The organism is Terrabacter sp. NPDC080008 (genome assembly GCF_040702505.1).
GTDB lineage: Bacteria > Actinomycetota > Actinomycetes > Actinomycetales > Dermatophilaceae > Terrabacter.
The window spans coordinates 467,176-492,492 of sequence record NZ_JBFBLC010000001.1 but is presented as its reverse complement, the minus strand read 5'-3'; the positions used below and the strand labels follow the sequence as shown (position 1 = coordinate 492,492).

Annotated in this window: 24 protein-coding genes; 13 read left to right on the top strand and 11 right to left on the bottom strand. The window is 72.9% G+C overall.

Annotated features, from left to right (window positions below):
* Positions 1-30: 30 nt before the first annotated feature.
* From AB0316_RS02300 to gndA, 3 genes are all read right to left on the bottom strand, one after another.
* Positions 31-2,043, bottom strand: a complete 2,013-nt coding sequence (locus tag AB0316_RS02300; protein ID WP_366270101.1) for a hypothetical protein — start codon at positions 2,041-2,043, stop codon at positions 31-33.
* A 132-nt stretch (positions 2,044-2,175) separates the two neighbouring features.
* A complete protein-coding gene (locus tag AB0316_RS02295) occupies positions 2,176-3,573 on the bottom strand; it encodes a sigma 54-interacting transcriptional regulator (protein ID WP_366270100.1) in 1,398 nt (465 codons plus the stop codon).
* A 150-nt stretch (positions 3,574-3,723) separates the two neighbouring features.
* Positions 3,724-5,220: an NADP-dependent phosphogluconate dehydrogenase gene (gene gndA / locus AB0316_RS02290; RefSeq protein WP_366270099.1), complete on the bottom strand. Its 1,497-nt coding sequence runs from the start codon at positions 5,218-5,220 to the stop codon at positions 3,724-3,726.
* A gap of 120 nt (positions 5,221-5,340) precedes the next feature.
* Between gndA and AB0316_RS02285 the strand changes: the two genes are divergently transcribed.
* From AB0316_RS02285 to AB0316_RS02270, 4 genes are read left to right on the top strand one after another with little or no spacing between them, the layout of a single operon-like run.
* The gene (locus tag AB0316_RS02285) at positions 5,341-5,850 is read left to right on the top strand and encodes a 2Fe-2S iron-sulfur cluster-binding protein (RefSeq protein ID WP_366270097.1); all 510 of its coding nucleotides are present in this window, start codon (positions 5,341-5,343) and stop codon (positions 5,848-5,850) included.
* Positions 5,847-6,890 carry a xanthine dehydrogenase family protein subunit M gene (locus tag AB0316_RS02280; protein WP_366270096.1) on the top strand — a complete coding sequence of 348 codons (1,044 nt, stop codon included), beginning with the start codon at positions 5,847-5,849 and terminating at the stop codon, positions 6,888-6,890. The genes AB0316_RS02285 and AB0316_RS02280 overlap by 4 nt, the downstream gene beginning before the upstream one ends.
* On the top strand, positions 6,887-9,067 hold the full coding sequence (locus tag AB0316_RS02275; RefSeq protein ID WP_366270095.1) for a xanthine dehydrogenase family protein molybdopterin-binding subunit: 2,181 nt from the start codon (positions 6,887-6,889) through the stop codon (positions 9,065-9,067). The genes AB0316_RS02280 and AB0316_RS02275 overlap by 4 nt, the downstream gene beginning before the upstream one ends.
* A gap of 41 nt (positions 9,068-9,108) precedes the next feature.
* Entirely contained in the window at positions 9,109-9,996 is an 888-nt protein-coding gene (locus AB0316_RS02270; RefSeq protein ID WP_366270093.1) for a DUF429 domain-containing protein, read from the top strand.
* A 129-nt stretch (positions 9,997-10,125) separates the two neighbouring features.
* Here AB0316_RS02270 and AB0316_RS02265 read toward each other — a convergent pair whose 3' ends face one another.
* Positions 10,126-11,229: an SGNH/GDSL hydrolase family protein gene (locus AB0316_RS02265; RefSeq protein WP_366270091.1), complete on the bottom strand. Its 1,104-nt coding sequence runs from the start codon at positions 11,227-11,229 to the stop codon at positions 10,126-10,128.
* Between the two features lie 91 nt (positions 11,230-11,320).
* Here AB0316_RS02265 and AB0316_RS02260 point away from each other — a divergent pair, with 91 nt between their 5' ends.
* From AB0316_RS02260 to AB0316_RS02245, 4 genes are read left to right on the top strand one after another with little or no spacing between them, the layout of a single operon-like run.
* Entirely contained in the window at positions 11,321-11,689 is a 369-nt protein-coding gene (locus tag AB0316_RS02260; RefSeq protein WP_366270090.1) for a hypothetical protein, read from the top strand.
* Positions 11,686-12,690, top strand: coding sequence for a DNA gyrase subunit A (locus AB0316_RS02255; protein WP_366270088.1), 1,005 nt, complete (start codon positions 11,686-11,688; stop codon positions 12,688-12,690). The genes AB0316_RS02260 and AB0316_RS02255 overlap by 4 nt, the downstream gene beginning before the upstream one ends.
* Positions 12,687-13,823, top strand: a complete 1,137-nt coding sequence (locus tag AB0316_RS02250; RefSeq protein ID WP_366270087.1) for a glycoside hydrolase family 76 protein — start codon at positions 12,687-12,689, stop codon at positions 13,821-13,823. Before AB0316_RS02255 ends, AB0316_RS02250 begins: the two co-directional genes overlap by 4 nt.
* Positions 13,824-13,856: 33 nt before the next feature.
* Positions 13,857-14,933, top strand: a complete 1,077-nt coding sequence (locus tag AB0316_RS02245) for an alpha/beta fold hydrolase (RefSeq protein ID WP_366270085.1) — start codon at positions 13,857-13,859, stop codon at positions 14,931-14,933.
* 1 nt (position 14,934) lies between these two features.
* Here AB0316_RS02245 and AB0316_RS02240 read toward each other — a convergent pair whose 3' ends face one another.
* From AB0316_RS02240 to AB0316_RS02230, 3 genes are all read right to left on the bottom strand, one after another.
* On the bottom strand, positions 14,935-15,861 hold the full coding sequence (locus AB0316_RS02240) for an amidohydrolase family protein (protein WP_366270084.1): 927 nt from the start codon (positions 15,859-15,861) through the stop codon (positions 14,935-14,937).
* Complete coding sequence (locus AB0316_RS02235) at positions 15,858-17,192, bottom strand: C1 family peptidase (protein ID WP_366270082.1); 1,335 nt, start codon at positions 17,190-17,192, stop codon at positions 15,858-15,860. The genes AB0316_RS02240 and AB0316_RS02235 overlap by 4 nt, the downstream gene beginning before the upstream one ends.
* A 137-nt stretch (positions 17,193-17,329) precedes the next feature.
* The gene (locus AB0316_RS02230) at positions 17,330-17,926 is read right to left on the bottom strand and encodes an ATP-binding protein (protein ID WP_366270080.1); all 597 of its coding nucleotides are present in this window, start codon (positions 17,924-17,926) and stop codon (positions 17,330-17,332) included.
* Between the two features lie 90 nt (positions 17,927-18,016).
* On the opposite strand from AB0316_RS02230, the gene AB0316_RS02225 reads away from it, so the two are divergent.
* Positions 18,017-18,448 carry a hypothetical protein gene (locus AB0316_RS02225; RefSeq protein ID WP_366270078.1) on the top strand — a complete coding sequence of 144 codons (432 nt, stop codon included), beginning with the start codon at positions 18,017-18,019 and terminating at the stop codon, positions 18,446-18,448.
* Positions 18,449-18,542: 94 nt separating this feature from the next.
* A complete protein-coding gene (locus AB0316_RS02220) occupies positions 18,543-19,553 on the top strand; it encodes an NAD-dependent epimerase/dehydratase family protein (RefSeq protein WP_366270077.1) in 1,011 nt (336 codons plus the stop codon).
* 19 nt (positions 19,554-19,572) lie between these two features.
* Here AB0316_RS02220 and AB0316_RS02215 read toward each other — a convergent pair whose 3' ends face one another.
* Entirely contained in the window at positions 19,573-20,049 is a 477-nt protein-coding gene (locus AB0316_RS02215) for an ATP-dependent zinc protease (RefSeq protein WP_366270075.1), read from the bottom strand.
* 24 nt (positions 20,050-20,073) lie between these two features.
* Between AB0316_RS02215 and AB0316_RS02210 the strand changes: the two genes are divergently transcribed.
* Positions 20,074-21,267: a RimK family alpha-L-glutamate ligase gene (locus AB0316_RS02210; protein ID WP_366270074.1), complete on the top strand. Its 1,194-nt coding sequence runs from the start codon at positions 20,074-20,076 to the stop codon at positions 21,265-21,267.
* A gap of 54 nt (positions 21,268-21,321) precedes the next feature.
* On the opposite strand, the gene AB0316_RS02205 is transcribed toward AB0316_RS02210, so the two are convergent.
* The 3 genes from AB0316_RS02205 to AB0316_RS02195 form a co-directional block, all read right to left on the bottom strand.
* Complete coding sequence (locus AB0316_RS02205; protein ID WP_366270072.1) at positions 21,322-22,155, bottom strand: DinB family protein; 834 nt, start codon at positions 22,153-22,155, stop codon at positions 21,322-21,324.
* 70 nt (positions 22,156-22,225) lie between these two features.
* Positions 22,226-22,906, bottom strand: a complete 681-nt coding sequence (locus AB0316_RS02200) for a DUF4396 domain-containing protein (RefSeq protein WP_366270070.1) — start codon at positions 22,904-22,906, stop codon at positions 22,226-22,228.
* Between the two features lie 289 nt (positions 22,907-23,195).
* Complete coding sequence (locus AB0316_RS02195; protein WP_366270069.1) at positions 23,196-23,771, bottom strand: heme-binding protein; 576 nt, start codon at positions 23,769-23,771, stop codon at positions 23,196-23,198.
* A 100-nt stretch (positions 23,772-23,871) separates the two neighbouring features.
* Here AB0316_RS02195 and AB0316_RS02190 point away from each other — a divergent pair, with 100 nt between their 5' ends.
* Positions 23,872-24,768 carry a hypothetical protein gene (locus tag AB0316_RS02190; protein WP_366270068.1) on the top strand — a complete coding sequence of 299 codons (897 nt, stop codon included), beginning with the start codon at positions 23,872-23,874 and terminating at the stop codon, positions 24,766-24,768.
* 67 nt (positions 24,769-24,835) lie between these two features.
* Complete coding sequence (locus tag AB0316_RS02185) at positions 24,836-25,276, top strand: VOC family protein (RefSeq protein WP_366270067.1); 441 nt, start codon at positions 24,836-24,838, stop codon at positions 25,274-25,276.
* Positions 25,277-25,317: the final 41 nt, after the last annotated feature.

Below are 25,317 nucleotides of genomic sequence, written 5' to 3'. Positions count from 1 at the left end.
GGGCGGAGCGACCGAATTGCCGACGCACGCTCAGCGGCGACCCCGCCGGGTGCGGAGGTAGTCGGCGACGACGTACTCGCCGAGCCGCGACACGTCCGGGGTGAAGACCCGACCACCGGCGCGGCGAGCGACCGCGTCGACGAACCGCGCCAGCCCGGGGTCCTCGCCGAGCATGAAGACGTTGAGCTGGGCGCCCGAGCGGCGCAGCTCGTCGACCTGGGCGACCGTCGCCCGGATGGTCTGCTGCGTCGCGGGCCAGTGGAAGGTCGGCCGGCCGTCGGACTCGATGTGCGCGGTCGGCTCACCGTCGGTGACGACGAGCACGACGGGCTCGGCGTCGGGGTGGCGTCGCAGGTGCCGCCCGGCGAGCATCAGCGCGTGCTGCAGGTTGGTGCCCTGCACCCACTCGGGCTCGGCCTCGGTCAGCTCGGTCGGCGTCAGCCGCCGGGCGGCGAGGTTGAAGCCGATGATCTGCAGCGCGTCGTGCCGGAACCGGGTCTGGACCAGGTGCGAGAGCGCGAGCGCCGTCTGCTTCATCGGCCCCCACCGGCCCTCCTGGAGCATCGAGAACGACATGTCGACGCACAGCGCGACGGCCGCCACCGACCGGCGCTCGGTCTCGGCCACCTCGAAGTCCTCGACGAGCAGCTCTACCCCCGACGTCGAGTGGGCACTTTGCGTCGTGCGGGCCCGACGCTGCAGGGCGTTCGACACGGTGCGCACGGTGTCGATGGGCAGCTCGTCGCCGAACTCCCACTGCCGGCTGAGCCCGGTGAGCTCATCGGCCTGACCGGCGGCACGGTCGTCGTGGTCACCCCGACCGGCCGCCTCGACCCGCTCGAACACCCGCTTCAGAGCCGTCTCACCCAGCCGGCGGACCGCCCGGGGCGTCAGGCGCAGGCCGTCGTCGCCTCGCGAGACGTAGCCCTGGCGTTCGAGCTCGCGCTCGAGCTGGCGCAGCGCCTCCATGTCGCGGGCCGCGTCGGCGCCGAGGTACTGCTCGAGCCTCTCGACGTCGACGTCGTCCAGCGTGGCGCCGAAGTAGCTCTGGCTCAGCTGCTCGCCGAGCTGCTCGAGGTCGGCGAGCTCGGCCACCGCACCCACGGCGTCGCCGTAGCCCATCGGCTGTCCGCCCTGGCCCTGCGGCACGGGGCTGCCCCGGTCGAGGCCGGGCCGCAGTGCGCGCAGGTTGTCGGACAGCTGGGCCATCTGCGAGGCGAGGTCGGGGTCGGAACCCATGGCCTCGGCCATGAGGCGGCTCAGCTGGTCGCGCTGCTCGGGGCTGAGGGACGCCATGAGCCGGTCGGCCGCGGCCTGGCGTCGGGCCAGGGCGTCGATGAGCTCGTCGACGTTCTCCGGGTTCTCGGGGAAGAGGTCGCCGTGCTTGTCCATGAAGTCGCGGAACTGGTCCTCGGTGTCCTCGCCGCGGGCGTGCGCGGCCAGCAGCTGGTTGAGGTCGGCGAGCATGTCCTTGACCGCCTGCATCGCCTCGGGGTTGTCGCCCGACAGCGCCTGCTTGAGCCCCTCGAACTGCGCCCCGACGACCTCGCGCTGGAGCATCTGCCGGATCTGCTCGTAGGTCGCCTTCGCCTCGGGCGAGTGCCATTCGTACTCACCGAGGGCCTGCACCGCGCCGGCTACATCGTCGGGGATCGTCGCGAGGTCCATCTCGGCCAGGCGGGCATCGTCGCCCGACTCACCGGCGAGGGTGTCGCGCTCCTCGGCGAGCGCTTGGTCGAGCATCGCCCGCGCATGGTCGAGCGTGCCGCCGAGGTCGCCGCGGCGCCGTGCGGCCTCACGGAGACGGCGTACGCGGTCGGCGAGGTCATCGAGTCCGCGACGACCGTCCATGCCGCGGCGCAACAGCTCGCGCAGCGACTCCCGCAGCGAGCCGCCGGCCAGCACGTCCTCGCCGAGCTCGTCGAGGGCCGACCGGACGTCGAACGGCGGCGCGAGCGGGTCAGGACCGCCGTGCCAGGGCGTGTAGCGGAACCGCCCGTGCACGTCCCCGTTGCCACCCTCGCCGGGGCCCCGCGGTGTCATCGCCCGCCGCCCTTCCGCACCCGCAACACACCGTGTAGGTCGCAACCCACCGGGATCGGATGCCGGTGAGTTGTGACTTTTTCGGTGTGTTCCGAGATGAAGCGTGTCGGCTCGATTCTGGCAAGCACGGCGTCAGGCTCCGTAGACGGTGCGGCCGGCGACGGAGTCCTTGTCGATGCGCCGCGTCAGGTGCAGCCCCTCGAGGACGAACTCGATCGCGGCCGCCACCTCGCCCGGGTTGGCGTCGTCGCCGTGGCCGAGCCGGTCGAGCACCTTGGACAGGCCCGACACGGCACCGACCTGCGACAGCAGGTCGGAGCCGGGCACGAGCTCGCCGGTCTCGACGACGGCGCCCTCGGCGAAGAGGTTCGTGAACCCCGTTAGGTCCAGCCCCGCGAGCCGCGACCGGTAGGTCTCCGCCACGGCGAGCCGGAGCAGGTGCGTGAGCACGTCACGCTCGCGGCCCTCCTCGCCCATCTCGAACTCGACCTTGCCGAGGAGGGTCGGGACGATGGTGGGGACGTCGCAGACGCGCGCGACGGCATACACCTCCCCGGTGCGGGCCGACCGACGCAGCGCCGACCCCGCAACCCCCTCGGCGCCGGCGATGGCGAACCGCGCGGACACCCCCGATCGCTGGTCGACGGCCGAGGACTCGCGCAGGGCGCGGGTGAACCGGGCGACGACCTCGAGCAGGTGCTCGGGCACCTCGGCCACGAGGTTGGACTCCTGCGCGATGAGGGCGACCTCGTCGCTGACCTCCGTCGGGTAGTGCGTGCGGATCTCGGCGCCGAAGCGGTCCTTGAGCGGGGTGATGATGCGGCCGCGGTTGGTGTAGTCCTCGGGGTTGGCGGTCGCGACGAGCAGCAGGTCGAGGGGCAACCGCAGCGAGTAGCCGCGGATCTGGATGTCGCGCTCCTCGAGCACGTTGAAGAGGGCGACCTGGATGCGCTCGGCGAGGTCGGGCAGCTCGTTGAGGCCAAAGATGCCGCGGTTGCTGCGCGGGACGAGGCCGTAGTGCACGGTCTCGGGGTCTCCGAGCGTGCGGCCCTGCGCGACCTTGACCGGGTCGACGTCGCCGACGAGGTCACCGACGCTCGTGTCGGGCGTCGCGAGCTTCTCGGTGTAGCGCTCGCTGCGGTGGCGCCAGGCGACCGGCAGGTCCTCGCCAAGTTCGGCGAGCAGGCGCCGGCAGCGCGTGCACGACGGCTGGTGCGGGTCGTCGCCGATCTCGCAGCCCTCGACGACCGGGCTCCACTCGTCGAGCAGGCCGGCGAGCGTGCGCATCAGGCGCGTCTTGCCCTGGCCGCGCTCGCCGAGCAGGACGAGGTCGTGGCCGGCGAGCAGTGCGGTCTCGAGCTCGGGCAGCACCGTCTCGTCGAAGCCGACCATCCCCGGGAAGGCGTCCTCGCCGGCTCGCAGTCGGGCCAGGAGGTTCTCGCGGATCTCGCTCTTGACCGTGCGGTAGACGTGCCCGGAGGCGCGCAGCTCGCCGAGGGTGGTGGCACGACCGGTGTCGGGAAGGCTCATTGCCTCACGCTACGTCCGACGGCTGACGGTGTCGAAGGGCCGTGTCCAAGGGCCGTGTCCAAGGGCGGGTGTCCGAGGCTGCCCGCCGACGTGTCGGTCGCGCGACCCGCACCTGAGGCCGACCCGACTACGGACCCGACTCACGGCTGATCACTCGATGGCGGACTCCACGCGGTCACCCGCCCAGTTGGTGTGGAAGGAGCCCTCGCGGTCGATCCGCAGGTAGGTGTGCGCGCCGAAGTTGTCGCGCAGCGCCTGGATCAGCGCCGACGGCAGCCGGTCGCGACGCAGCGCGTCGAAGTAGGACAGCGACGACCCGAACGCCGGCACCGGCACGCCCCGCTCGGCGGCCACCGCGACGACCCGCCGCCAGGCCTGCACGCCCTGCCCGATCGCCTCGGCGAACCACGGCGCGGTGAGCAGGCTCTCGAGGACGCCGCCCTCGGCATACGCCTCCCGGATCCGGTCGAGGAAGCGCGCGCGGATGATGCACCCGCCGCGCCAGATGGTGGCGACCTCACCGAGGTCGAGGTCCCAGCCGTACTCCTTGGAGCCGGCGGCGAGCTGGTCGAAGCCCTGCGCGTACGCGACGATCTTGGACGCATAGAGGGCTGCCCGGACGTCGTCGACGAAGGCGTCGCGGTCGACCTCGCGCTGGGCGGCGGGGTCGAGCCCGCCCAGGTCGGCGAAGGTCTTGCGCACGGCGGCCCGCTGGCTCGTGTGGCCCGAGAGGCTGCGCGCGAAGGTGGCCTCGGCGATGCCGGTCACCGGGACGCCGAGGTCGAGGGCGCTCTGGACCGTCCAGCGACCGGTGCCCTTCTGCTCGGCGGCGTCGCCGACGACGTCGACGAACGGCGTGCCGGTGGCGGCGTCGGTGTGGGCCAGCACGTCTGCGGTCAGCTCGATGAGGAACGACTCGAGGTCGCCCTCGTTCCACTCGCGGAACACGTCGGCGATCTGCGCCGGCTCGAGCCCGAGCACGCTGCGCAACAGGTCGAATGACTCGGCGATGAGCTGCATGTCGGCGTACTCGATGCCGTTGTGCACCATCTTGACGAAGTGGCCCGCGGCGTCCGGGCCGAGGTGCGCCGCACAGGGCGTCCCGTCGACCTGCGCGGCGATCGACTCGACGACCGGCTGGAGGCGCTCGTAGGCGTGGTCCGAGCCGCCGACCATGATCGACGGACCGTTGAGCGCGCCCTCCTCGCCGCCGGAGACGCCCATGCCGACGAAGTGGATGCCCTTCTCGGCGAGCGCATTCTCCCGGCGGAGCGTGTCGGTGAAGTGCGCGTTGCCGGCGTCGACGACGATGTCCTCCTCGTCCAGCAGCGGCACGAGCTCGTCGATGACCGCGTCGGTCGGGGCTCCGGCCTTGACCATGACGATGATCGCGCGGGGACGCTCGATCGCCGCCACGAAGTCCTCGAGCGTCTCCGCGCCGACGAAGCGGCCCTCGTCGCCGAACTGCTCCACGAGGCTCGTCATGCGGGCGGTCGTGCGGTTGTGCACGGCCACGGTGTGGCCGTGGCGCGCGATGTTGCGGGCCAGGTTGCGCCCCATCGTCGCCAGGCCGGTGACGCCGATCGTCGCCTTCTCGTCCCTCGTCGTCTCCGTCGCGTCCGCCTTCGTGTCCGACTTGGTGTTCATGGAGGCGGAAACCCTCGCCGCGTCTCACACATTCCGCCGCGTCCACGACGCGGGCGCTCCCCGGGCGGGTACGACCCCACCGGCCGTTCGCCCGGAGCGACCACGGCAGGACGGTGAGACATGGAATCCCGGATCACGCTCCACGTCGACGGGACGGCGCGCGACGTCGTCGTCGACCACCGCACGACGCTGCTGGACGCGCTGCGCGACCGGCTCGGGGTCACGGCGCCGAAGAAGGGCTGCGACCACGGGCAGTGCGGCTCCTGCACGGTGCTGCTCGACGGCCGGCGGCACCTGTCGTGCCTGACGCTCGCCGTGGCCCAGGACGGCGCCGAGGTCACCACGGCCGGGGGCCTCGGCGGCGGTGAGGACCGGCTGCACCCCGTGCAGGACGCGTTCCTGGCCCGCGACGGCTTCCAGTGCGGCTACTGCACGCCCGGCCAGGTCTGCTCGGCCGTCGGGATGCTCGACGAGGCCAAGCAGGGCCACCCCAGCCACGTCACCGACGACCTCACCGGCGACATCGAGCTCAGCGACGAGGAGATCCGCGAGCGGATGAGCGGCAACCTGTGCCGGTGCGGCGCCTACCCCAACATCGTCGACGCGATCCGAGAGGCGGCCGGCGCGTGAAGGCCCTCGTGCACGAGCTGGCCCGCGACGCCGAGTCGGCCGTCGCCACCGTCAGCGCCGACCCGGACGCCCGCTTCATCGCCGGCGGCAGCAACCTCGTCGACCACCTCAAGCTCGGCGTCGCCACCCCGACCCGGCTCGTCGACGTCAGCCGGCTGCCGCTCGACGACATCACCGACGTCCCGGCCGAGGCCGGCGGCTCCGGCGGCCCCGCAGGCTCCCGGTTGCGCATCGGCGCGAACGTCCGCAACAGCGACCTCGCCGCCCACCCCGTCGTGCGCCAGCGGTATGCCGTCCTGTCCCGCGCGCTGCTTTCCGGCGCCTCCGGCCAGATCCGCAACCAGGCGACGACCGCCGGCAACCTGCTCCAGCGCACCCGCTGCGTCTACTTCCAGGACGTGACGACGCCGTGCAACAAGCGCGAGCCCGGCACCGGCTGCTCGGCGCTCGAGGGCTACGGCCGCTACAACGCGATCCTCGGCCAGTCGCCCGAGTGCGTCACCGTGCACCCGTCGGACATGGCGGTCGCGATGGCTGCCCTCGACGCGACCGTCGTCGTGCTCGGGCCCGACGGCGAGCGCCGCATCCCCTTCGCCGACTTCCACCGGCTGCCCGGGGACGAGCCGCAGCGCGACACGACCCTCGCGCACGGCGAGCTCGTGACCGCGGTCGAGCTGCCGCCGCTCCCGGTGACCACCGTCTCGACGTACTACAAGGCGCGGGACCGGGCGTCGTATGCGTTTGCCCTCGTCTCCGTGGCCGTCGTGCTCGACCTCGACGGCCAGGGCGCCGATGCCCGGGTGCGGGACGTCCGCATCGCCTGGGGCGGGGTCGCGCACAAGCCGTGGCGCGCCACCCGGGCCGAGGACGCCCTCCGCGGTGGCCCGCTCACGCCGGAGGCGATCCGCTCGGCGCTCGACGCGGAGCTCGCCGCGGCGTCGACGACGGACGACGCGGCATACAAGGTCCCGCTCGTGAGGCGCGCCACGACGATGGTGCTGCAACGGCTGGCCACGAACCCGACGGAGGCGAGCGCATGAGCGCGGACACGGCCGGCCAGAGCCGGCAGGACCAGCTCGACGCCGTGGCGATGGGCACGCGGGTGGCGCGCACCGAGGGACCCCTCAAGGTGCGCGGGGCCGCGGCATACGCGTACGAGGCGCCGGCGGACGACCCGCTCTACCTCCACCTCGTGCAGTCGACGGTGGCCAAGGGCGCGGTGCGGTCGGTGGACGCCGGGGCGGCGCTCGCTCACGAGGGCGTCGTGGCGGTGCTCGACCACACGAACGCACCCCGGTTGGAAGACGGTGAGAACGCCGAGCTGCAGGTGCTGCAGACGCCCGACGTCGCCTTCCGCGGGCAGGTCGTGGCCGTCGTCGTGGCCACTTCGCCCGAGGCGGCCCGCGAGGGTGCGCGCCTCGTGCGGGTCGGCTACGACGTGCGGGAGCACCGCGCGCAGCTGCGCGCGGACGACCCGCACGCGTACGCTCCCGAGAAGGTCAACCCGGCCTTCCCCACGGACACGGCCATCGGGCACCTGGACGCGGCCCTCGAGGCCGCGGCCGTCGTCGTCGACGAGACCTACACGACACCCTTCGAGCACAACAACCCGATGGAGCCGCACGCGACGACGGCTCGCTGGGCGGCCGAGACCGACCCAGACGGCGCCCCGCGGCTCGTCCTCGACGCGTCGACCCAGAGCGTGCACGGCGTCGTGTCGGAGCTCGCGCCGATCCTCGGGCTCGAGCCGGAGCAGCTGCACGTGCGCTCGCCCTACGTCGGCGGCGGGTTCGGCAGCAAGGGCCTGCCGCACGCCCACGACGTCGTCGCGGCGCTGGCTGCCCGCGCCCACCCGGGACGGCCGGTTCGGCTGGCGCTGACCCGTCAGCAGATGTTCGCGCTGGCCGGCTACCGCACGGCGACGATCCAGCGCTTCCGCCTCGCCGCCGGCGCCGACGGCACGCTGCTCGGGATCGACCACCAGGTGCTCGAGCAGACCTCGGCCCTCAAGGAGTTCGCCGAGCAGACCGCCGTCGCGACGCGGCACATGTATGCCGCCCCGAACCGGCACACGAGTCACCGTCTCATCGCGCTCGACGTCGCCGTGCCCTCGTGGATGCGGGCCCCGGGCGAGATGCCGGGGATGGCCGCGCACGAGATGGCCATGGACGAGCTCGCCGTCGCCTGCGGCCTCGACCCGATCGAGCTGCGGGTGCGCAACGAGCCGGAGGTCGACCCCGAGTCTGGGCAGCCCTTCGGCCATCGCAAGCTCGTCGAGTGCCTGCGCACCGGCGCCGAGCAGTTCGGCTGGGCCGACCGCGACCCGCGTCCCGGCAGCCGGCTCGACGGTGACTGGCTCGTCGGGATGGGCGTCGCGGCCGCGACCTACCCCTACTACCGGCAGCCGGCCAACACCGCGCGCATCGAGGCGCTCGCCGGTGGACGGTATGCCGTCAGCATCGGCGCCGCCGACATCGGCACCGGAGCGCTCACCGTCCTCGGGCAGATCGCGGCCGACGCGCTCGGCGTCGGGGTCGATGCGGTCGACGTCCACCTCGGCGACAGCAGCCTCCCGCAGGCGACCGTCGCGGGCGGGTCGGCCGGCACGGCGTCGTGGGGCTCGGCGATCGTCGGCGCCGCCCGCGCCTTCCGCGACGAGCACGGCACCTCCCCCGGCGTCGGCGACGTGAGCACCGGCACCCCGCCGGACAACCCGGCCATGGACACGCACTCGCTGCACTCGTTCGGCGCCCACTTCGTCGAGCTCGGGGTCAACGTGTGGACCGGCGAGCCGCGCCTGCGCCGGATGCTCGGCGTCTTCTCGGCCGGCCGGATCATCAACCCGACGACGGCCCGGTCGCAGCTCATCGGCGGCATGGTGATGGGCCTCGGGTCCGGCCTGCTCGAGGAGTCGGTGCGCGACCCGCGCTTCGGGCACATCGTCACGCAGGACCTCGCGACCTACCACGTGGCCTCGCACGCCGACGTGCCCTCGATCGAGGCGACCTGGCTGGAGGAGTCCGACCCGCTGACCAACCCGATGGGCTCGCGCGGCATCGGCGAGATCGGCATCGTCGGCGCCGCGGCCGCGGTCGCGAACGCGGCCTGGCACGCGACCGGCATCCGGGTGCGCGACCTGCCGGTGACGGCCGACAAGCTCCTCGACCTGCCCGCCGACCTGCCGGCGCTGGAGGGCCATCCCGCCCGAGGTGCCTGACCGGCCGCGTGTCTCATCCGCCGGTGCGGTTGGGTGGTGCCATGGACAGCGAGCAGTGGCGCGACCGGGTGCGTGCCTTCGCGACCGAGCTGGCTGGTGACCAGGGGCTGGTCGCGGGCGGGCCGGAGGAGGTCCGGGCTGCGGCGGCCGACTCGGTCACGGCGCTGGTGCGCCTCGCCGACGCGCTGGACCGCTCCGGGGACGCGGCTGCCGCAGGCCGTCCCGCACCGGTCGAAGTGCTCGTCCCGGTCCTCGGCGTCGACGGCTGCTCCGCCGGCTGGGTCGGCGCCCTCCTCGAGCCCGGAGCGCCCCGCCCACGAGTCGTCGTGGCGCCCTCCATCGGCGAGCTCGTCGCCATGGTGCGCGAGTCCACCGGCATCCGCGTCGTCGGCATCGACATCCCGATCGGCCTGCCTGACAGCTCGATCCGCCAGGCCGACGTCCTCGCCCGCCGCGCCCTCCCCGGCAAGGCGTCGTCGATCTTCTCCACCCTGACCCGCGGGGCGTATGCCGCGCCGACCCGCCTCGAGGCCGACGCCGTCAACCGCGAGCTCGTCGGCCAAGGGGTCGGCGCCCAGGCCTTCGCCCTGCGCGACAAGATCGTCGAGATCGACGCGTGGTTGCGGACCCGTCCGACCGTCACGGTGCTCGAGATCCACCCGGAGCTGTCCTTCGCCACGATGACCGGCGCGCCGATCCTCGCGAGCAAGAAGACCGACGAGGGCCGCCGCCTGCGCCTCGAGGCCCTGGCCGCCGCCGGCATCGCGCGCCCGTCGGTGCTCCAGGGACAGGGGTATGCCGCCGACGACGTCCTCGACGCCTGTGCGGTCGCGTGGTCGGCAGCCCGTCACACCGCCGGCGTGGCCCGGTCGCTGCCGGACCCGCCGGAGGTCTTCTCCGACGGCATCCCCGCCGCCATCTGGGCCTGACCGCGACCTGCCACCGCGGCTCGGGCGAGTGCCTGACGCCCCGTCGAGTGCTCTCACAACGGACGAACCACACGGCATACCAAAGCAGTCGTCCGGCCAGCAAGCAGTCGTGCGGTCGGGCGTCAGTTGTCAGCCGATGACGGCAGCCCGCAGGGCTCCGGCAGTCGCGTCCCAGCCCGGCTGGGTCGGGTGGACGTACTCGGCCGTGTCGCGCCCGGGCGTCCCCACCGGCACGAGCCAAGCGCGTGAGTTGTCCGCCACGACGTGCGGGTCGAGGCCGTGGGCGCGCCCGCCCCAGGCCTGCTTCACCGTGTCGACGAAGTGGTAGTGGTCGGCCCCGGGCTCGGCGTTCAGCTCGGCGATGCCCTGGGCCTGGAGCTGGTCGCCGAGGCGCTGCAGGTTGTTGAGGGCCTTGCCGGCGTCGTAGACCGGAGCGACCTCGGGGATGGCGTAGCTCTCGGAGTTGATGAGGTAGGGGTAGCTGAGCAGGTAGACCTGCGCGTGACCGTTGGACCTCTGCTCGACGGCCCGCAGCGCGTCCTTCGTCTTCTCGACCATCTGCGGGGCCTTGGCGGTGGCCGCGTCGAGCGCCTGCTTGCAGCTCGTGGGCTCGCGCAGGGTCAGGCAGTCCACGACGATGGTGGAGAAGCCGATGTCGTTGCCGCCGATGGTCACGAAGACGTAGTCGGTGTCGGGCGTGACCGAGTCGATCTGCGCCGCCGTGACGAGCTGGCACGAGACGGTACCGGTGTAGAGGCTGCCGACCCCGGCCCCGGCCACGAAGGTGTACGTGTAGGAGAAGTCGGGCTGGGCCGGGACGCCGCAGAGGCGCGCGGTCTGAGCGCGGCGGAGCCACTCGGCCTTCTGGTCCGGGTAGCGAGCCGGGTCGATCGAGTAGGTGCCCGTCTTGCTGGAGGCGTTGCCGAGCTTGCGAGGCTCGAGGATGTCGGCGACGACGCCACCGCTGCACGCCGCGTCGACGTAGCTGGCGCCCATCGAGGCGGCGACCTGCGAGCCGTAGTTGTCGGGGGACCGGTAGCAGTCGCGCTCCTCGTAGCTGCCCGTGCCGTTGCCGGCCGAGTAGGAGTCGCCGAGCTGCACCACGCGAGGCTGTTGGGCTGCGCCTGCTGCGGCTGAGGGGCTGGCCGCCGTCAGGGCTGCCGTCGCGCCGAGCGCACCGAGAAGCGCGACGACACTGCGGGCGAGACGGGTGGTTCGCGAGGATCGAGGCACGAGGACTCCTTTGTCCGGGAACGGGCTCGTCGGTCAACGAGCCGGTCCGCAAAGAGGTCACGCGCGGGTCGCTGGCCCCTAGGGTGACGGCGTGACCGATCTACGCGGCCGGCCGGCAGTGCTCGCGACCGAGCTGCTGCGCCGTGGTGCGCGCTTCGTCGTCGTCGGCAGCACGGCGCGCTGGCTCACCACCGGCCACGGCGTTCCGCGCGATCTCGACGTGGCCGTATGCCGTGACGACCTTCCGGCCCTCGCCGCCGCCCTCGGCCGCCTGGGTGTGGCGACCACCGCGGAGCGCCTGGGCCGCGCCGGGCAGTCACACGTCGACACCTCCTGGGGTCCGCTGGACGTCTTCGTCGACGAAGGACATGCGCACGAGGCGGCCTCGTGCGCCGGGGCAGCGACAGTCGCCCACGAGCGCGCTGGACAGGTCTGGCAGCTGGCGGTGCGGGCGGCATGATCACCTCGCCCGTGCCGCCCACGCGGCCGACAGCCAGCGGCCTGACCCCGGTCGAGCTCTCGTTGCTGCGGGCGATCGAGGACCTGGGCGGCGTCTCGGACGGCCGGTACGTCCGGACCCTCGAGGTGCTCGAGCGTCTCGACGCGGAGGCCGGAGTCGGTCGCCGCTACTCGGAGAAGATCCTCGCCGACCTCGTCGTCGACTGGGTGCGCCACCTGCCCCTCGTCGACGGTCAGGGCAACTTCGGGTCGATCGCGGGTGACCCCGGCGCGGAGGCGCGCTACACGGAGGTGCGGCTGTCCGCGGTCGGCCAGCTCGCGCTCGCCTCCGAGCGCGGGGAGGTGGGGCCGCTCCCCCTCGACCTCATCGAGGGGTCTCTCTATCGCGGCGGACCCGTGCCGCCGCTCGACCCGGCCACGACCATCCGCGCGGTCCTCATCGGCGCCGGTAGCGCCGGCCTGCCACGCACCCCCACAGGGACGATCACCGCTGATGCCGCGGGCATCGAGCGCCGGCAGGGCCGCTGGTTCCTGCGCTACCAGCTCGGATCGGCCATCCGGACCGGCCGGGACCGCAGCGAGCTGGTGATCACCTCACCGCCCTTCCTCGTCCCGACCGAGACGATCATCGCGAACCTCCGGGAGCGCATCGACCAGGAGCGGATCCGGGAGGAGCACGGCGACCTCTCCCTGCCCGGCCAGCCGCCGTCCGTCGCGGCCGACCCACCGGTTCTCATCCGGGACGTCCGGGACGAGACCTCCGGCAGGACCGGGACCCGGATCGTCGTCCTGCTCAAGAAGGGCGTCGACGTCATCGACGGTGTCGACTGGGTCCGATCCGTGTGGCCTGTGACGGTGCACGTCGACTGCGTCGGTCCCGAGCAGGTCTACGACCGGTTCGCCACCTGGTTCGACCTGGACAAGAGCGGCGTCCACGCGCTCGACGAGCTCCTCAACACGATCGAACCCGACGACGACGACCGACCGGGGTGGCTCGCGTGACCGGCCGCCCTCGCTCGTCCCTGCTCGCGGCCGGGCTCGACGAGCGAGCCGCCGAGGCTGAACGCTCCGTGACGACGCTCTTCGGCGGCCGGCTCCTCGGTATGCCGGGAACGCACCTCGCGCGCGCCGTGGTCCGGCCGGGGCGCGGGAGTCGCCGGTTCGTCGGCGTCGGGGGCGCTTGGAACTACTGGTGGCAGGCGCACTACCTCGACGCGGTCGTCGACGCAGGCCTGCGCGACCTCCGCCGTGGTGACCCCGCCGGCGCGGAAGTGCATGCACAGCAGGGGGATCGGTTGCTCGCCACGATCCGCCTGCGCAACGGGCTGCGGTGGACCAACGCCTACTACGACGACATGGCCTGGCTGGCGCTCGCCTCCTGGCGGCTGCAGGGCCTGCACCAGGAGCTTCGAAGGCGGGCGCGGCTGCGACGCCTCCGCTCGGCGGAACGGGACCTGACGGCGCAGCTGCGCTCAGCCCATACGAGCGACCTCGGCGGCGGCCTCTTCTGGAACCGGCACCGGGACTTCAAGAACACGCCCGCCACCGGTCCGGCCGCGCTGCACCTGGCTCGCCTCGGGCAGACCGACGAAGCCCGCCGCCTCGTCGACTGGCTCTACGACCGGCTGTGGTCACCCGAGAGCGGGCTCGTGCTCGACGGCATACGGCTCCGCGGGGGCGAGGAGGTGCTCGTCCCCGACGTCTGGTCCTACAACCAGGGCACGGTGCTCGGCGCCCTCGTCACCCTGGGCGACGACGAGAGCCTGGCCCGGGCCGAGGCTCTCGTCGAAGCCGTCGACACGGGGCTGACCGTCGAGGTCGACGGCGCCAGGGTGCTGCGGACGCACGGCGGCGGGGACGGCGGGCTCTTCACCGGGATCCTCGCGCGCTATCTCGCGCTTGCTGCCGCGCCCGGGGAAGACCTGGCCGACGAGGCGCGGGCCACCGCACGGCGGCTCGTCGTCGACTCGGCGGACACGCTGTGGAAGGAACGCTCGAGCCTGCCGGTCGACGGCCGGCCCCACGCGTCGGCCTTCCCCGTCGAGCCGGGCGGGAACCCACCGGTGCTGCCGCTCGAGCTCTCGCCGCAGCTGCAGGCCTGGACCGTCCTCGAGGCCGCCGCCACCCTCGCCTGACGGTCTGACGTCCTTGCCGGGAGAGACTGGGGTATGCCGTCGCGCACCGCCCTCGTCACGGCCGCCCTGAGCGGGGCGCTGCTGCTCGGCGCCTGCACGAGCACCGGACCCACCACCGCCGGCAGCGCCGCGACGCCGTCGACCGGGACGACTTCTCCCGGCACCCCGACCAGCGCTCCTGCCCCGTCCTCCCCCATCACGACGAGCACCCCGCCCCCGCCAACGGCCAGCCCGACGCCGGACCCGGCCTCCATCCCGGCGCTCATCGCGATGCGCTACGACGCCGGACCGCTGCGGCTCGGGCGCGAGAGCGGCAGCACCGACGCGTACCGGCAGTACTTCGTCACCTACGCGAGCAACGGCCTGACGATCTCCGGGCGGATCAACATCCCGCGCGGCAAGGGCCCCTTCCCGGCGGTCGTGCTCGCGCACGGCTACGTCGACCCGGCCGCCTACACCAACGGTCAGACCATGCTCCGCGAGCGCGACTTCCTCGCCCGGCGTGGCTACGTCACCCTGCACATCGACTACCGCAACCACGCGCAGTCGAGCCGCGACCCGGGCAACGACGCGGACCTGCGCACCGGCTATACCGTCGATGCCATCAACGCCGGGCTCGCACTCGACCAGGCGCCGTACGTCGAGCACGGCCGCATCGCGCTGATCGGCCGGTCGATGGGCGGTGGCGTCGTGCTCAACGCGCTCGTCGCGAAGCCGGGGCTCTTCAAGGCGGCCGTGGCGTACGCGCCCGTCAGCTCGGACACCGTCGACAACTTCGACAAGTGGGTGCGCCGCGACGCCTCCCGCGCCTCGGCCGCCCGAGCGGTCATCGCCCGCCTCGGCACCCCCGAGGCACAGCCGGCGCGCTGGGCCACCACGAGCCCACGCACCTACTTCGCCCGCGTCACCGAGCCGCTCCTGATCCACCACGGCACGGCGGACGAGGAGTGCCCCCTGGTCTGGTCGCGCGAGACGGTGGCCGCGCTGAAGGCGAAGGGGAAGTCGGTGCAGCTCGACGTCTACCCCGGTGGCCGGCACACGCTCGCGTCACCGCAGTGGGACGTCTCGATCCGCCGCACCGAGGCCTTCCTCGCCAGCTATCTGAGGTAGCTCATCCCTCGAGGCCGAGCAGCCGGGCGCCGTTGTGCCAGAGCACGGCCCGCATCCAGTCGTCCCCGAGACCCAGCCTGGCGAGAGCCTCGAGCTGGTGGGCATACGGGTAGGGGATGCTCGGGAAGTCCGTTCCGAGCACGACCCGGTCACGCAGCCCGTCGAGGCGCTCGACGTAGCCCTCGGGAAAGGGGGCGAACTGGTTGGTGAAGTCGGTGCCGTTCATCGTCGTGTCAAGGTGCACGCCGGCGAACTCGTCTGCCAGGTCGGCGAACTCGTGGTACTCGGGCATGCCGAGGTGGGCGATGACGAGGACGAGGCCCGGGTGACGACGCAGCACCTCGCGCACCGCCTCCGGGCCCGTGTGCCGCCCCTGCAACGGGGCAGACCCGGCGTGGATGACGACGGGGACCCGCGCCGCCTCGAGCCGCCCCCACGCGGGGTCGAGCCGCTCGTCGTCGGGCGTGAAGTCACCCACCTGCACGTGCATCTTGAAGAGTCGCGCACCCGCGCCGAGGGACGCCGCGACGTAGTCGCCGACACCCGGCTCGGGGTAGAACGTCGCACAGTGCACAGCGTCGGGCACCCGCGCGGCGAAGTCGGCGCACCACTCGTTGAGCCACTGCGCCATCCCCGGCTTGTGCGGGTAGGCGAGCGCCGGGATCGCCTTGAGCCCCAAGGCCCGGAGCGTCTCGAGCCGCCGCTCCTCGCCGACGCGGTAGGTCACGGGCCACGGCGCGCCGTAGTGCCGTTCCGCCTCGTCGAAGTAGCCCCACACCTTGCGCTGCATCGACTCCGGCAGGAAGTGCACGTGCACGTCCGCGAGCCCCGGCAGCCCGAGCCCGGCGACGTATGCCGGCACGTCGGCATCCGTCGCCGGCCCGGGCGTCGTGGTGCGCCGGGTCGGGAGCGCGGCCGCGTCGCTCAACGGGCGAGGGCGCCCATCGGGTCCCAGGCGGGCAGGACGATCGGGTCCTGGCCGAGCGCCTCCTGCAGCTCCGCCGGGAGGGCGTCACGGCGTACGGCGATCTCGAAGACGAACTCGGCGAACCAGCTGTCGTTCATCGTCATGAAGCCCTTGTCACCACGCTCGGTGCCCCAGCTGTTCTCGACGCGCCAGCGCCGCGGCACGTCGTCGTGCAGGTCGACGCCGGTGAAGAGCATGGCGTGCGTCATCAGCGACTCGTGGTGCAGGAGGCGGTCGGCCTTGCCGAGGCTCGGCTCGGTGCCGTAGACCGACGCGTGGTCGTAGAGGCCGGCGTCCCACAGGCCCAGGTCGGCGTGGGACATCTGGCCGGTGTCGCAGCCGAACCAGACCGGCTCGCCGCCGACGATCGCCTTGGCCGCGAGCGACTTCATGAGGTCGGTCTCGATGTTGAGGTAGGTGACCGGCGGGGCGCCGACGACGTTGCCGAGGTGCTCGACGGTGAAGGTGCGGCCGTAGGGGCTGCTCGGTCGCGGGTCGTTGACGACGCAGACGTAGTCCTCGAGCGGGATGGTGACGTAGCGCTCGGCGAACTCGAGCGGGGTCATCGCGCCGTCGCGGTGGAACGTGCCGTCCTTGTCCTTCCACTGCCAGACGAAGGTCTCGGGCGGGGTGCCGAGGTGGATGCACAGCAGCCGGTGGATCGAGGCGAGCACCTGCTCCTTGGCCTCGCGCAGCTCGTTGACGTCGGCGCCCTCGGCGGCGCGGGCCCGCAGGTCGCGGGCGCCCTGGCGCAGGATCGTGCCGATGTCGCGGTTCATCAGGCGCGTGTTGCTCGAGCTCTTCGTCTCGGGCATCGCGACCTTGGGGACCAGGCCGTGCTTGACGACCAGCGCGACGAACATGTTCCACTGCCCGCCGTCCTCGGCCGGGGTGGACAGCAGGTGCGAGACGGTGCGGTCGTCCACGTCGCGGTCGGCCGTGGCGATGATCGACTCGAGCCAGTGGTTGGCCTTCTCGAACTTGTCCCAGAAGAGCAGGTGGTTCTGCGAGAACTCGAAGTCCTTGACGCCCAGCTTCTCGCGGGCGCCGGCGCGCAGCAGGTTGGTGCCGGCGAAGAGCCAGCAGCGGCCGCTCTTCTCCTGCGACGTCGCGGCCCAGTCGTCGAGCAGGTGCGAGACCGAGTGGTCGATGCTCGTGACGACCCGACGGTCGAGCGCGATGTCGTCGACCGAGGTGGTCGTCACGGCGTTCTGCAGCAGGCGGGCGGTGGGGTCGGCCTCGAACGCCTTCGTGAGGCGCTCGACGAGGTCCGGGGCGAGGTCGCGCGGCATGGGCCACTCCTTCGTGGGCTGGGGGATCTTTGCATCGTATGCCGGGGTGCTGGGTCACCGGCCGGCGTGGGGTCACGCTTTCCGGCCGGCCTGACGCCTGAATCGTGCGCGCTAGTGCTCACCGGGCGGCGGACCCCTCAGCTGCGCTCGTCGACGACCTCGACGGGGACGACGGCGGCATACGTCCTCGCGGCCTCGCGCAGCTCGTCGGCCGACACCGACCCGTCCACCAGCGCCGGGTCCGGACGGAACTGCACCACGGTCCCCGACGCGCCGGGCGGCAGTGCCTCGAGCTCCCCGACCGGCAGGCCGTGCTCGAAGCGCCGGCTCCAGCCGCCCTCGGCGCGGCGGTTGGTGTGGACGAGCCACTCGCTGAGCGCAGCGACGACCGAGATCCCGGAGCGCCGGTGCCCGTCGGGAAGCACCGGCACGTCGGAGCGGCCGAAGAAGCGCAGGTCCTTCGTCGCCATGACCGGCTTGACCCGGGCGACGCCGTCGGCGCCGACCCGCGTCTCGGTGCCACGCCCGTCGTCCGCCACGGACACCGACCCGTCGGCGTGGAGGACGACCGTGACGCGCGTGGTCGCGCCCTCCCTCGCCTCGTCCACCGGGTAGGCGAGCACCTCGAGCGCGAGGTGCAGCAACCCGCCCGGGGCGAGCCGGGCAGCGTGGCACCGGATCTCGTCGAGGTGCTCGGTGTCGACGGGCGTGCTCCAGTCGTGCGTGGCTCCCATCCGGTCACCCTCCCAGATGCCGAAGCGCACCGGGATGCACGGGAGCCGGTGCCGGCCGAGTCCGCGTCCGGCCGGTGTTAGGTTGCGGCCGTGGCGATTTGGCACTGGGTCGGGCGCGTCGTGGTGCTCCGCATCCTCATCCCTGCCATGGCGCTCGGGGTCCTGGGGGTCACGATCCCCGCGATCGGGCCGGCGCTGGCAGCGTCGAGGGGGGAGGGCCTTCCGGGAACCATCACGGTCACCCGAGAGCAGTGCACCCGCGGCGGCTGCGCGCCGTTCGGCCGCTTCACGAGCAATGACGGCAGCGTGGAAGTCGCCGACGCCCACCTCGACGGCAGCGGCGGCGTCGGCGACCGAGTGTCCGTCGTCTACCTGGCAGAGTCGGGCCCGACGACGGTGCACGTGCCGGGTTCGAGGCTCTGGGTGATGCTCCTGGCGTTCCTGCTCGCAGCGAGCGCCTTCCTCGCGTGGTGGCTCTGGGACGTCGCCCGCGCCGTGGGGCGGCGGCTGCAGCGCGGCTGACCGCCCGCGTATCCGGCCCGGGCCCGCCCACTGCCTTCCACGCTCAGGGCGAAGGGTCCTTGGCTACGGGCCCTCGGACGGCGAGGATCGCCCCATGAGACTGCTCGTGCTCGGAGGCACCCACCACGTCGGCCGTGCGTTCGTCGAGGCTGCGCTGGCGCGCGGCGACGAGGTCACCACGGTGACCCGGGGGCTGACCGGCACCCCGGTCGCCGGCGCGGAGGCCCGGCACGCCGACCGCCTCGACCCGCAGGCGATGAGAGCGGCCCTCGCCGACGACGAGTGGGATGCGGTCGTCGACACGTGGTCCGCGGCGCCGGTCGCGGTGCAGACGTCGGCACGCCTGCTGAGCGGTCGCGCCCGGCACTACACCTACATCTCGTCCTGCTCGGTCTACACCTGGCCCATCGCGCCCGGGTCCGACGAGAGCGCGCCGGTGGTCGACGGCGAGCCCTCCTCCGACCACGGTTCCGACTACGCCGCGGCCAAGCGCGGGGGCGAGGTCGCCGTGCTCCACGGTTTCGAGGGGGACGTCGCGGTCGCGCGCGCCGGCCTGATCCTCGGCCCGTACGAGATCGTCGGCCGGATGCCGTTCTGGCTCAGGCGGATCGCTGCAGGCGGCCGGGTGCCTGCGCCGGGGCCCTATGACCGACCGCTGCAGTACGTCGACTGCCGCGACATCGCCGACTGGGTCCTCGGCTCACAGCCGGTCGGCACCTTCAACACGGTGAGCCGCCCGGGACACACCACGATCGGTGCCCTGCTGGACGAGGCGCGCCGGGTGACCGGGAGCGACGCCGAGCTCGTCTGGGTCGACCCGGCGACGGTCGAGGCGGCCAGTGTCGAGCCGTGGACCGAGCTGCCGATCTGGGTGCCGCCGACCGGCGAGCTCGCCGGTCTGCACGCGCTCGACACGACGGCGGCCGCAGCGGCAGGACTGCACTGCCGACCGATGGCCCAGACCGTCGCCGACACCTGGGCCTGGCTGCAGCGCGAGGGGCTGCCGGAGCGGCCGAACGACCGGCCCGGACGCCCCATGGACGCGAACGCCGAGGCCCGGCTCCTCGCCCTGCACGACGCACGCCGACAGGCGAGCGCGCACTGAGCCGGTTGCTGGCGGGCGCTCAGCGGCCGCGGTTGCGGCGGCGGATCTCCTTGGGAGCCCGGCCCCCGGCATACGACCTCGAGGGGTCGACGACGTAGCCCTGGCGCAGCGCCTCACGGCCGACGAGCATCCGGAAGCCCATCCGGTCGCGCTTGCTCAGGGTCACCTCGGCCGGCACGGTGCGCCCGGCGAGCGTGAGGTCGACGCGCACGACGAGTCGCCGCGTGACGTGGCCAGAGGAGCTGCGGACGCGCCTGCGGTCGTGGACGGGGCACTCCACGACCTGGGGGTCGGCGTCGGAGTCCTGCCAGGGGTGGGCGGTGAAGCGCACCCACGGCCGACCGTCGCGCTCGAACTCCTCGATGTCCTCGGCGTGGAGCGACGAGGTGCGCGCTCCGGTGTCGATCTTGGCCTTGACCCAGGGCAGCCCGATCCCGGGCATACCGGCCCATTCCCGCCACCCGACGGCAGTGCTTGAATAGGCCGGCCCAGACACCCGCCCATCTTGGCAGGACACCGCATGAAACTCGCGATCCTCTCGCGCGCGCCGCGTGCCTACTCCACGCAGCGCCTGCGCACCGCCGCACTCGACCGCGGCCACCAGGTGCGGGTGCTCAACACGCTCCGCTTCGCGATCGACCTGTCGGGATCGGAGCCGGATCTGCAGTTCCGGGGTCGGCCGATCTCCGACTACGACGCCGTCCTGCCGCGCATCGGCAGCTCGATCACCTACTTCGGCACGGCCGTCGTGCGCCAGTTCGAGCAGATGGACGTCTACACACCGAACATCGCCAACGGCATCTCCAACGCCCGCGACAAGCTCCGCGCGGCGCAGATCCTCTCGCGCCACAACATCGGTATGCCGGCGACGACCTTCGTGCGCAACCGCGCCGACGTCATGCCGGCCATCGAGCGCGTCGGCGGTGCGCCGGTCGTCATCAAGCTGCTCGAGGGCACGCAGGGCATCGGGGTCATCCTCGCCCCGGAGATCAAGATCGCCGAGGCCATCATCGAGACGCTGCACAGCACGAACCAGAACGTCCTCATCCAGAGCTTCGTCAGCGAGAGCAAGGGCCGCGACATCCGCGCGCTCGTCGTCGGCGACCGGGTCGTGGCCGCGATGCGGCGACGCGCCAAGGGCGAGGAGTTCCGCTCCAACGTGCACCGCGGCGGCACGGTCGAGCCCGTCGAGCTGACGCCGGAGTACGAGCAGGCCGCGGTGCGCTCGGCCCAGATCATGGGGCTGCGCGTCGCCGGTGTCGACATGCTCGAGGGCAACGAGGGACCGCTCGTCATGGAGGTCAACTCCTCGCCGGGCCTCGAGGGCATCGAGACCGCGACCAAGCTCGACGTCGCCGGCGCGATCGTCGACTACATCGCCGGCCAGGTCGCCTTCCCCGAGATCGACGTGCGCCAGCGGCTGACCGTCTCGACCGGCTACGGCGTCGCCGAGCTCGTCGTGCACGCCGGCGCCGACATCATCGGCAAGACGATCGGCGACTCCGGCCTCGAGGAGCGGGACCTGCAGGTGCTGACGCTGCACCGGGGAACGAGCGTCATCCCGAACCCGCGGCGCCGGGTCGTGCTCGAGGCCGAGGACCGGCTGCTGTGCTTCGGCCGCCTCGAGGAGATGCGCTCGATGATCCCGGAGCGGCGCCGCCGCCGGGCGAAGGTGCGCAAGCTGCCGCGCGAGCCGATCCACACCGTCGCCTGACCGGCCCGGCAGCGCTCGCCGTTGCCAGGGCCGCCGCCCCGCACGTCGGCGGGCTCAGGGCCGTGTGACCCCTGCGTCACCGAGGGCGTGTGCCGCGGCGAGTGCGTCGAGGTCGCGCTCGGCGTAGAGCCGGTGCTGCCACTCCTCGTTGAGGATCGTCCCGAGGACCCGCGAGACCGGGAAGGACTCCGGCTCCGGGTAGCCGGGCTCGAGCACCCGCTCGGTGGAGCCGGCGAGCGCCTCGTCGGTCAGCTCGTCGACGACCCGACGGACCGTCGCCATGCGGTCGGCGCGCAGGGCGAGCACCTCGTCGAGGCTCGGACGGGCCGCGCGGGCGCGCGGCACCGGCGGGCTGTCGGGCATGTCGTCGTGCGGCAGGTCCAGCGGGTGCCACGGCTCCGGGTCGCCGAGGAGCGCCCGGCGCACCCACGCATCGGTGGCGAAGACGAGGTGGCGCAGCGTCTCGATGAACGACCACTCGCCGTCGACCCGCTCGTGCAGCAGCTCGGGCGGGAAGGTGCGGGCGCGCTCCACCGTCTGCGCCCAGAGCCGCTCCACCGCGTCCCAGCCCTCGCGGTAGCCCGCGGCGTCGGTGGGCCTCATCTTGGGCCGGTCGGGATACCTGCGATCGAGCTCGGCCTCGACCAGGGGCGCCACGTCGACCCCGTTGATGCGCAGGTCGCCGATGTCGCCCGTGATCTCGACGTCCTCGAGCCAGACGTCCCGCGCACGCAGGCCGCGCAGGTCGACCATGCGCAGGGTGGCATCGCGCAGGACGACGTCGTGGAAGTGCGAGCCGTCGAGGTAGACGTCCTCGAAGGTGGCACCGGTCAGCCGGGCTCGCTCGAAACGCGCACCCTGCTGGTCGTCATAGGCGTCGTCGGCCATCCCGATCCTCGCTCCCTGTTGCGGTCCTGGAAGCGTAGGCCCGGGCGGCGACAGTAGGGCCCGTCTCGTCTCACGGGTTCGACGGACTCGAGGAGCTGTGCGGGGCGGACGGCATCGAGGAGCCGGCCTGCCCGTCGGCCACCGACACCACGAACCCGCCCAGCATGAACGCCGCGATCGCCGCTGCCAGGGCGGTGGTGGGGATCGCCGGGATGAGCCGGCGGGCGCCGGTGACGGCCCCGCTCCCACCGTGGTGCTGCTCGTGCGTCAGCGCGTGACCCTTCCCGTGGGAGAGGAGGTAGCGGTTCACCGGGTAGGCGGCGACGAACGCGACGGCCAGCGACAGGGCCATGCTGACCCAGAAGACCGGGTTGACCAGTCCGGCGTTCATCGCCCCGGGGATGACGGCCACGACGAGGTTGTCGACGACCTCCATCGTCAGGATCGAGACGGTGTCGGCGGCCAGGACGAGCCGGAGCGCGCCGCCGAGCCCGAGCCCTCCGCGCAGAAGGGGCAGGCTGGACAGGGTGTAGCCGAAGAGGAAGGCGAGCCCGATGGACAGGGCGATCGTGGCTGCCGGGCCCAGCCCCACAGCGGTGCCGATCATCAGGCCGAGGATCTCGCCGATCGCACACCCGGTGAGGCAGTGCAGCGTGGCACTTGCGGCCATCGACCGCAGGCCGCTGCCCTGGCCGGCGTGCTGGTCGTGACCGGCCGGCGTGGTGTGGTGCTGGTGCGTGGTGTCGCCCATCAGACTGCCCTTCCTCCTCGGGGTGACCCATTGGCTCCGGGGACACCCAATGCATACCCCCCGTGGGTATGCGCGCTGAGGGGAACCGCCTCCGGGGACTCACTATTCCGTCGACGTGGACGACGTGGCCGGCCTCATCGAAACCAGCGCAGAACAAATCGGACGAAACGGTCGACGCGCCGCTCACGTGGGTACGTGGGCCTCGACGGCCGTCCCGCACGGTGCGGCCCTCGCCGTGGGGCCTCGGGTTTGCTCGTGGAGGGGTGGCCCGAGGCCCCTCGCCGCTCGCCTACGCCGAGGACTGCGCCGACCTCTCCGCGACTTCCTGGACCACCTCGTTGCGGCGCAGGAATCCCGGCACGAACGGCGGGTCGAAGCGCGCCCACCGCACCTCACCGACCGGCGTCAGCCCCGCTGCCCGCATGGCCCGGTCCAGCTCGGCGCAGTGCCGCTCGAAGGCCTCCCTGGCCCACCCGCCGCGGTAGCGGCGCGCGGCAGCGAGCACGCCCGGGTGCTGCGCGAGCTGCACGTCCGGGCTGGTCGGAACCGGCGCGCTCTCGAGAGTCAGCGCGGAGGGCAGGACGAAGGCGACGGCATACTCCCCCTCGCGCGTCTCGCGCTGCTCGACCGGCGCGCTCATCGCGATGCGCTCGGAGGGCTGCTGGAGGACGGGCGCCGTCATGGCGACCTTCGTCGCGGAGCGGTTCTGGCCGCTGATGTAGCCGAGGAGCGTGCGGAAGGCGACGTTGCCCGCGTCCTCGAAGGGCGCCGGGACGACGACCTCCGCGACGACGTGCGGGGCGTAGCGCCGCAGCTCGAACTCGGGGTAGCTGCGCACCACCTCGAAGGTCAGCTTCTCGACCACGCGTCCGACGCTACTCCCGGAGGGAGGCGGCCGTATGCCGTCCGGCCGCGGGGGGCGGGTGCGTGCCAAACCGCTGTGTCGGGGACGCGAGAATGCAGGCATGACCGACGCCGAGGCCCCCGACGAGGCCCACCAGCTCCTGCTCGCCCACGCCGACCGCACGCTGATGGGCCGGCTCGAGGACCCGGCGGTCGTCGCGGCAGTCGTCGGGGTCGAGCGACTCGTGGTCGCAACAGGATCCACGGACGAGCAGGTGTTGCGCGCAGCGCTCGGCGGCAAGGCCGTGGCAGGGGTGGACGCCAAGGTGGTCGCCTCCCTCGTCGCCGAGTCCGAGGCGCACGTGACGGCCGGGCTCATCCGGCGCGCGTCCGGGCAGGCGGTCGACGCCGGGGTGGTCAACCCCGCCTCCGGTGGCTACGACATCACCACCGACGCGACCCTGCTGCGTGCGGCGGTCCGGGCCGCCCAGGCCTCGATCGACGCGATGCCGTACTACGGCGCCCGCTACGGCGAGCGCGGCTCCCGCTTCGCGACGACCGACTCGGCGTGGCTGATCTCTTTGGCCGGGCTCGGCGAGAGCCGCGCGGTCCGGCAGGTCGAGTGGCTCTCCCGGGTGCTCGCCAACCGGGGTATGCCGTCGTGGCTGCTCGAGATCCACCTGGACGCCCTCGTGGCCGAGGTGCGTGCGGTGGCGGGTGACGAGGCCGCCGGCGCGCTGCCGGCCGCGGCCGAGGCCCTGACGCGGGCGCGGCGGGAGCACGTCGACGACGCGCTGATGCGCTCGGCCGAGTCGTGGGCCGACGAGGCGCTCGGTGACGCCCAGCCCGTCCCCCGCGCCGGCGCCCTCATCGCGGCGGCCGTCGCCGACCAGCGCTGCGGCATCACCCGCGACGACACCGCACTGGTGGACTGGCTGACCGACCCGGCGCGGGTCACCGGGAAGGCTGCGGGCGCGCTGCGGCAGGTGCGTCAGCGCGTGCTCGACCGGGCTCGCTGAGCAGCCAGGCTTTTTCCGATCGGGTCGACACACCCCGCCGGCCGTGGTCGAGGGGTGAGGATGAGCCATGGCCTCCATCCGGCACTTCGACCACGTCGGCATCACCGTCGCCGACCTCGACGCGGCGACCGAGTTCTTCGTCGGGCTCGGGCTCGAGCTGCAGGGATCCGCCACCGTCGAGGGCGAGTTCATCGACACGGTGACCGGCATCCCCGGCTCGGCGACCCGGATCGTCATGCTGCAGCCACCCGGCGGCGGCACCTGCGTGGAGCTGTCGAGCTTCACCCACCCCGATCCCGTGCCGGGCTCGCCGACCGCCATGGCGAACGAGCTCGGGCTGCGCAGCATCGCCTTCGAGGTGGAGGACCTGGAGGCCATGATCGACGAACTCGCCACTGACGGCTACGGGCTCATCGGCGGGATCGGGGAGTACGAGGGCGTGTGGCGGATGGCGTACGTCCGCGGTCCCGAGGGGATCACGGTGGCCCTGGCCGAGCGGCTCGGCTGACCGGCGCTGCCGCACGCAGCAGGACCCCCTTGGGAAAGGGG

What these genes read in the sequence shown, in the direction of transcription:
- AB0316_RS02300 (WP_366270101.1), bottom strand. Translation starts at nt 2,043, where the DNA reads ATGACACCGCGGGGCCCCGGCGAGGGTGGCAACGGGGACGTGCACGGG.
- AB0316_RS02295 (WP_366270100.1), bottom strand. Translation starts at nt 3,573, where the DNA reads ATGAGCCTTCCCGACACCGGTCGTGCCACCACCCTCGGCGAGCTGCGC.
- gndA (WP_366270099.1), bottom strand. Translation starts at nt 5,220, where the DNA reads ATGAACACCAAGTCGGACACGAAGGCGGACGCGACGGAGACGACGAGG.
- AB0316_RS02285 (WP_366270097.1), top strand. Translation starts at nt 5,341, where the DNA reads ATGGAATCCCGGATCACGCTCCACGTCGACGGGACGGCGCGCGACGTC.
- AB0316_RS02275 (WP_366270095.1), top strand. Translation starts at nt 6,887, where the DNA reads ATGAGCGCGGACACGGCCGGCCAGAGCCGGCAGGACCAGCTCGACGCC.
- AB0316_RS02270 (WP_366270093.1), top strand. Translation starts at nt 9,109, where the DNA reads ATGGACAGCGAGCAGTGGCGCGACCGGGTGCGTGCCTTCGCGACCGAG.
- AB0316_RS02255 (WP_366270088.1), top strand. Translation starts at nt 11,686, where the DNA reads ATGATCACCTCGCCCGTGCCGCCCACGCGGCCGACAGCCAGCGGCCTG.
- AB0316_RS02245 (WP_366270085.1), top strand. Translation starts at nt 13,857, where the DNA reads ATGCCGTCGCGCACCGCCCTCGTCACGGCCGCCCTGAGCGGGGCGCTG.
- AB0316_RS02235 (WP_366270082.1), bottom strand. Translation starts at nt 17,192, where the DNA reads ATGCCGCGCGACCTCGCCCCGGACCTCGTCGAGCGCCTCACGAAGGCG.
- AB0316_RS02230 (WP_366270080.1), bottom strand. Translation starts at nt 17,926, where the DNA reads ATGGGAGCCACGCACGACTGGAGCACGCCCGTCGACACCGAGCACCTC.
- AB0316_RS02220 (WP_366270077.1), top strand. Translation starts at nt 18,543, where the DNA reads ATGAGACTGCTCGTGCTCGGAGGCACCCACCACGTCGGCCGTGCGTTC.
- AB0316_RS02210 (WP_366270074.1), top strand. Translation starts at nt 20,074, where the DNA reads ATGAAACTCGCGATCCTCTCGCGCGCGCCGCGTGCCTACTCCACGCAG.
- AB0316_RS02205 (WP_366270072.1), bottom strand. Translation starts at nt 22,155, where the DNA reads ATGGCCGACGACGCCTATGACGACCAGCAGGGTGCGCGTTTCGAGCGA.
- AB0316_RS02200 (WP_366270070.1), bottom strand. Translation starts at nt 22,906, where the DNA reads ATGGGCGACACCACGCACCAGCACCACACCACGCCGGCCGGTCACGAC.
- AB0316_RS02190 (WP_366270068.1), top strand. Translation starts at nt 23,872, where the DNA reads ATGACCGACGCCGAGGCCCCCGACGAGGCCCACCAGCTCCTGCTCGCC.
- AB0316_RS02185 (WP_366270067.1), top strand. Translation starts at nt 24,836, where the DNA reads ATGGCCTCCATCCGGCACTTCGACCACGTCGGCATCACCGTCGCCGAC.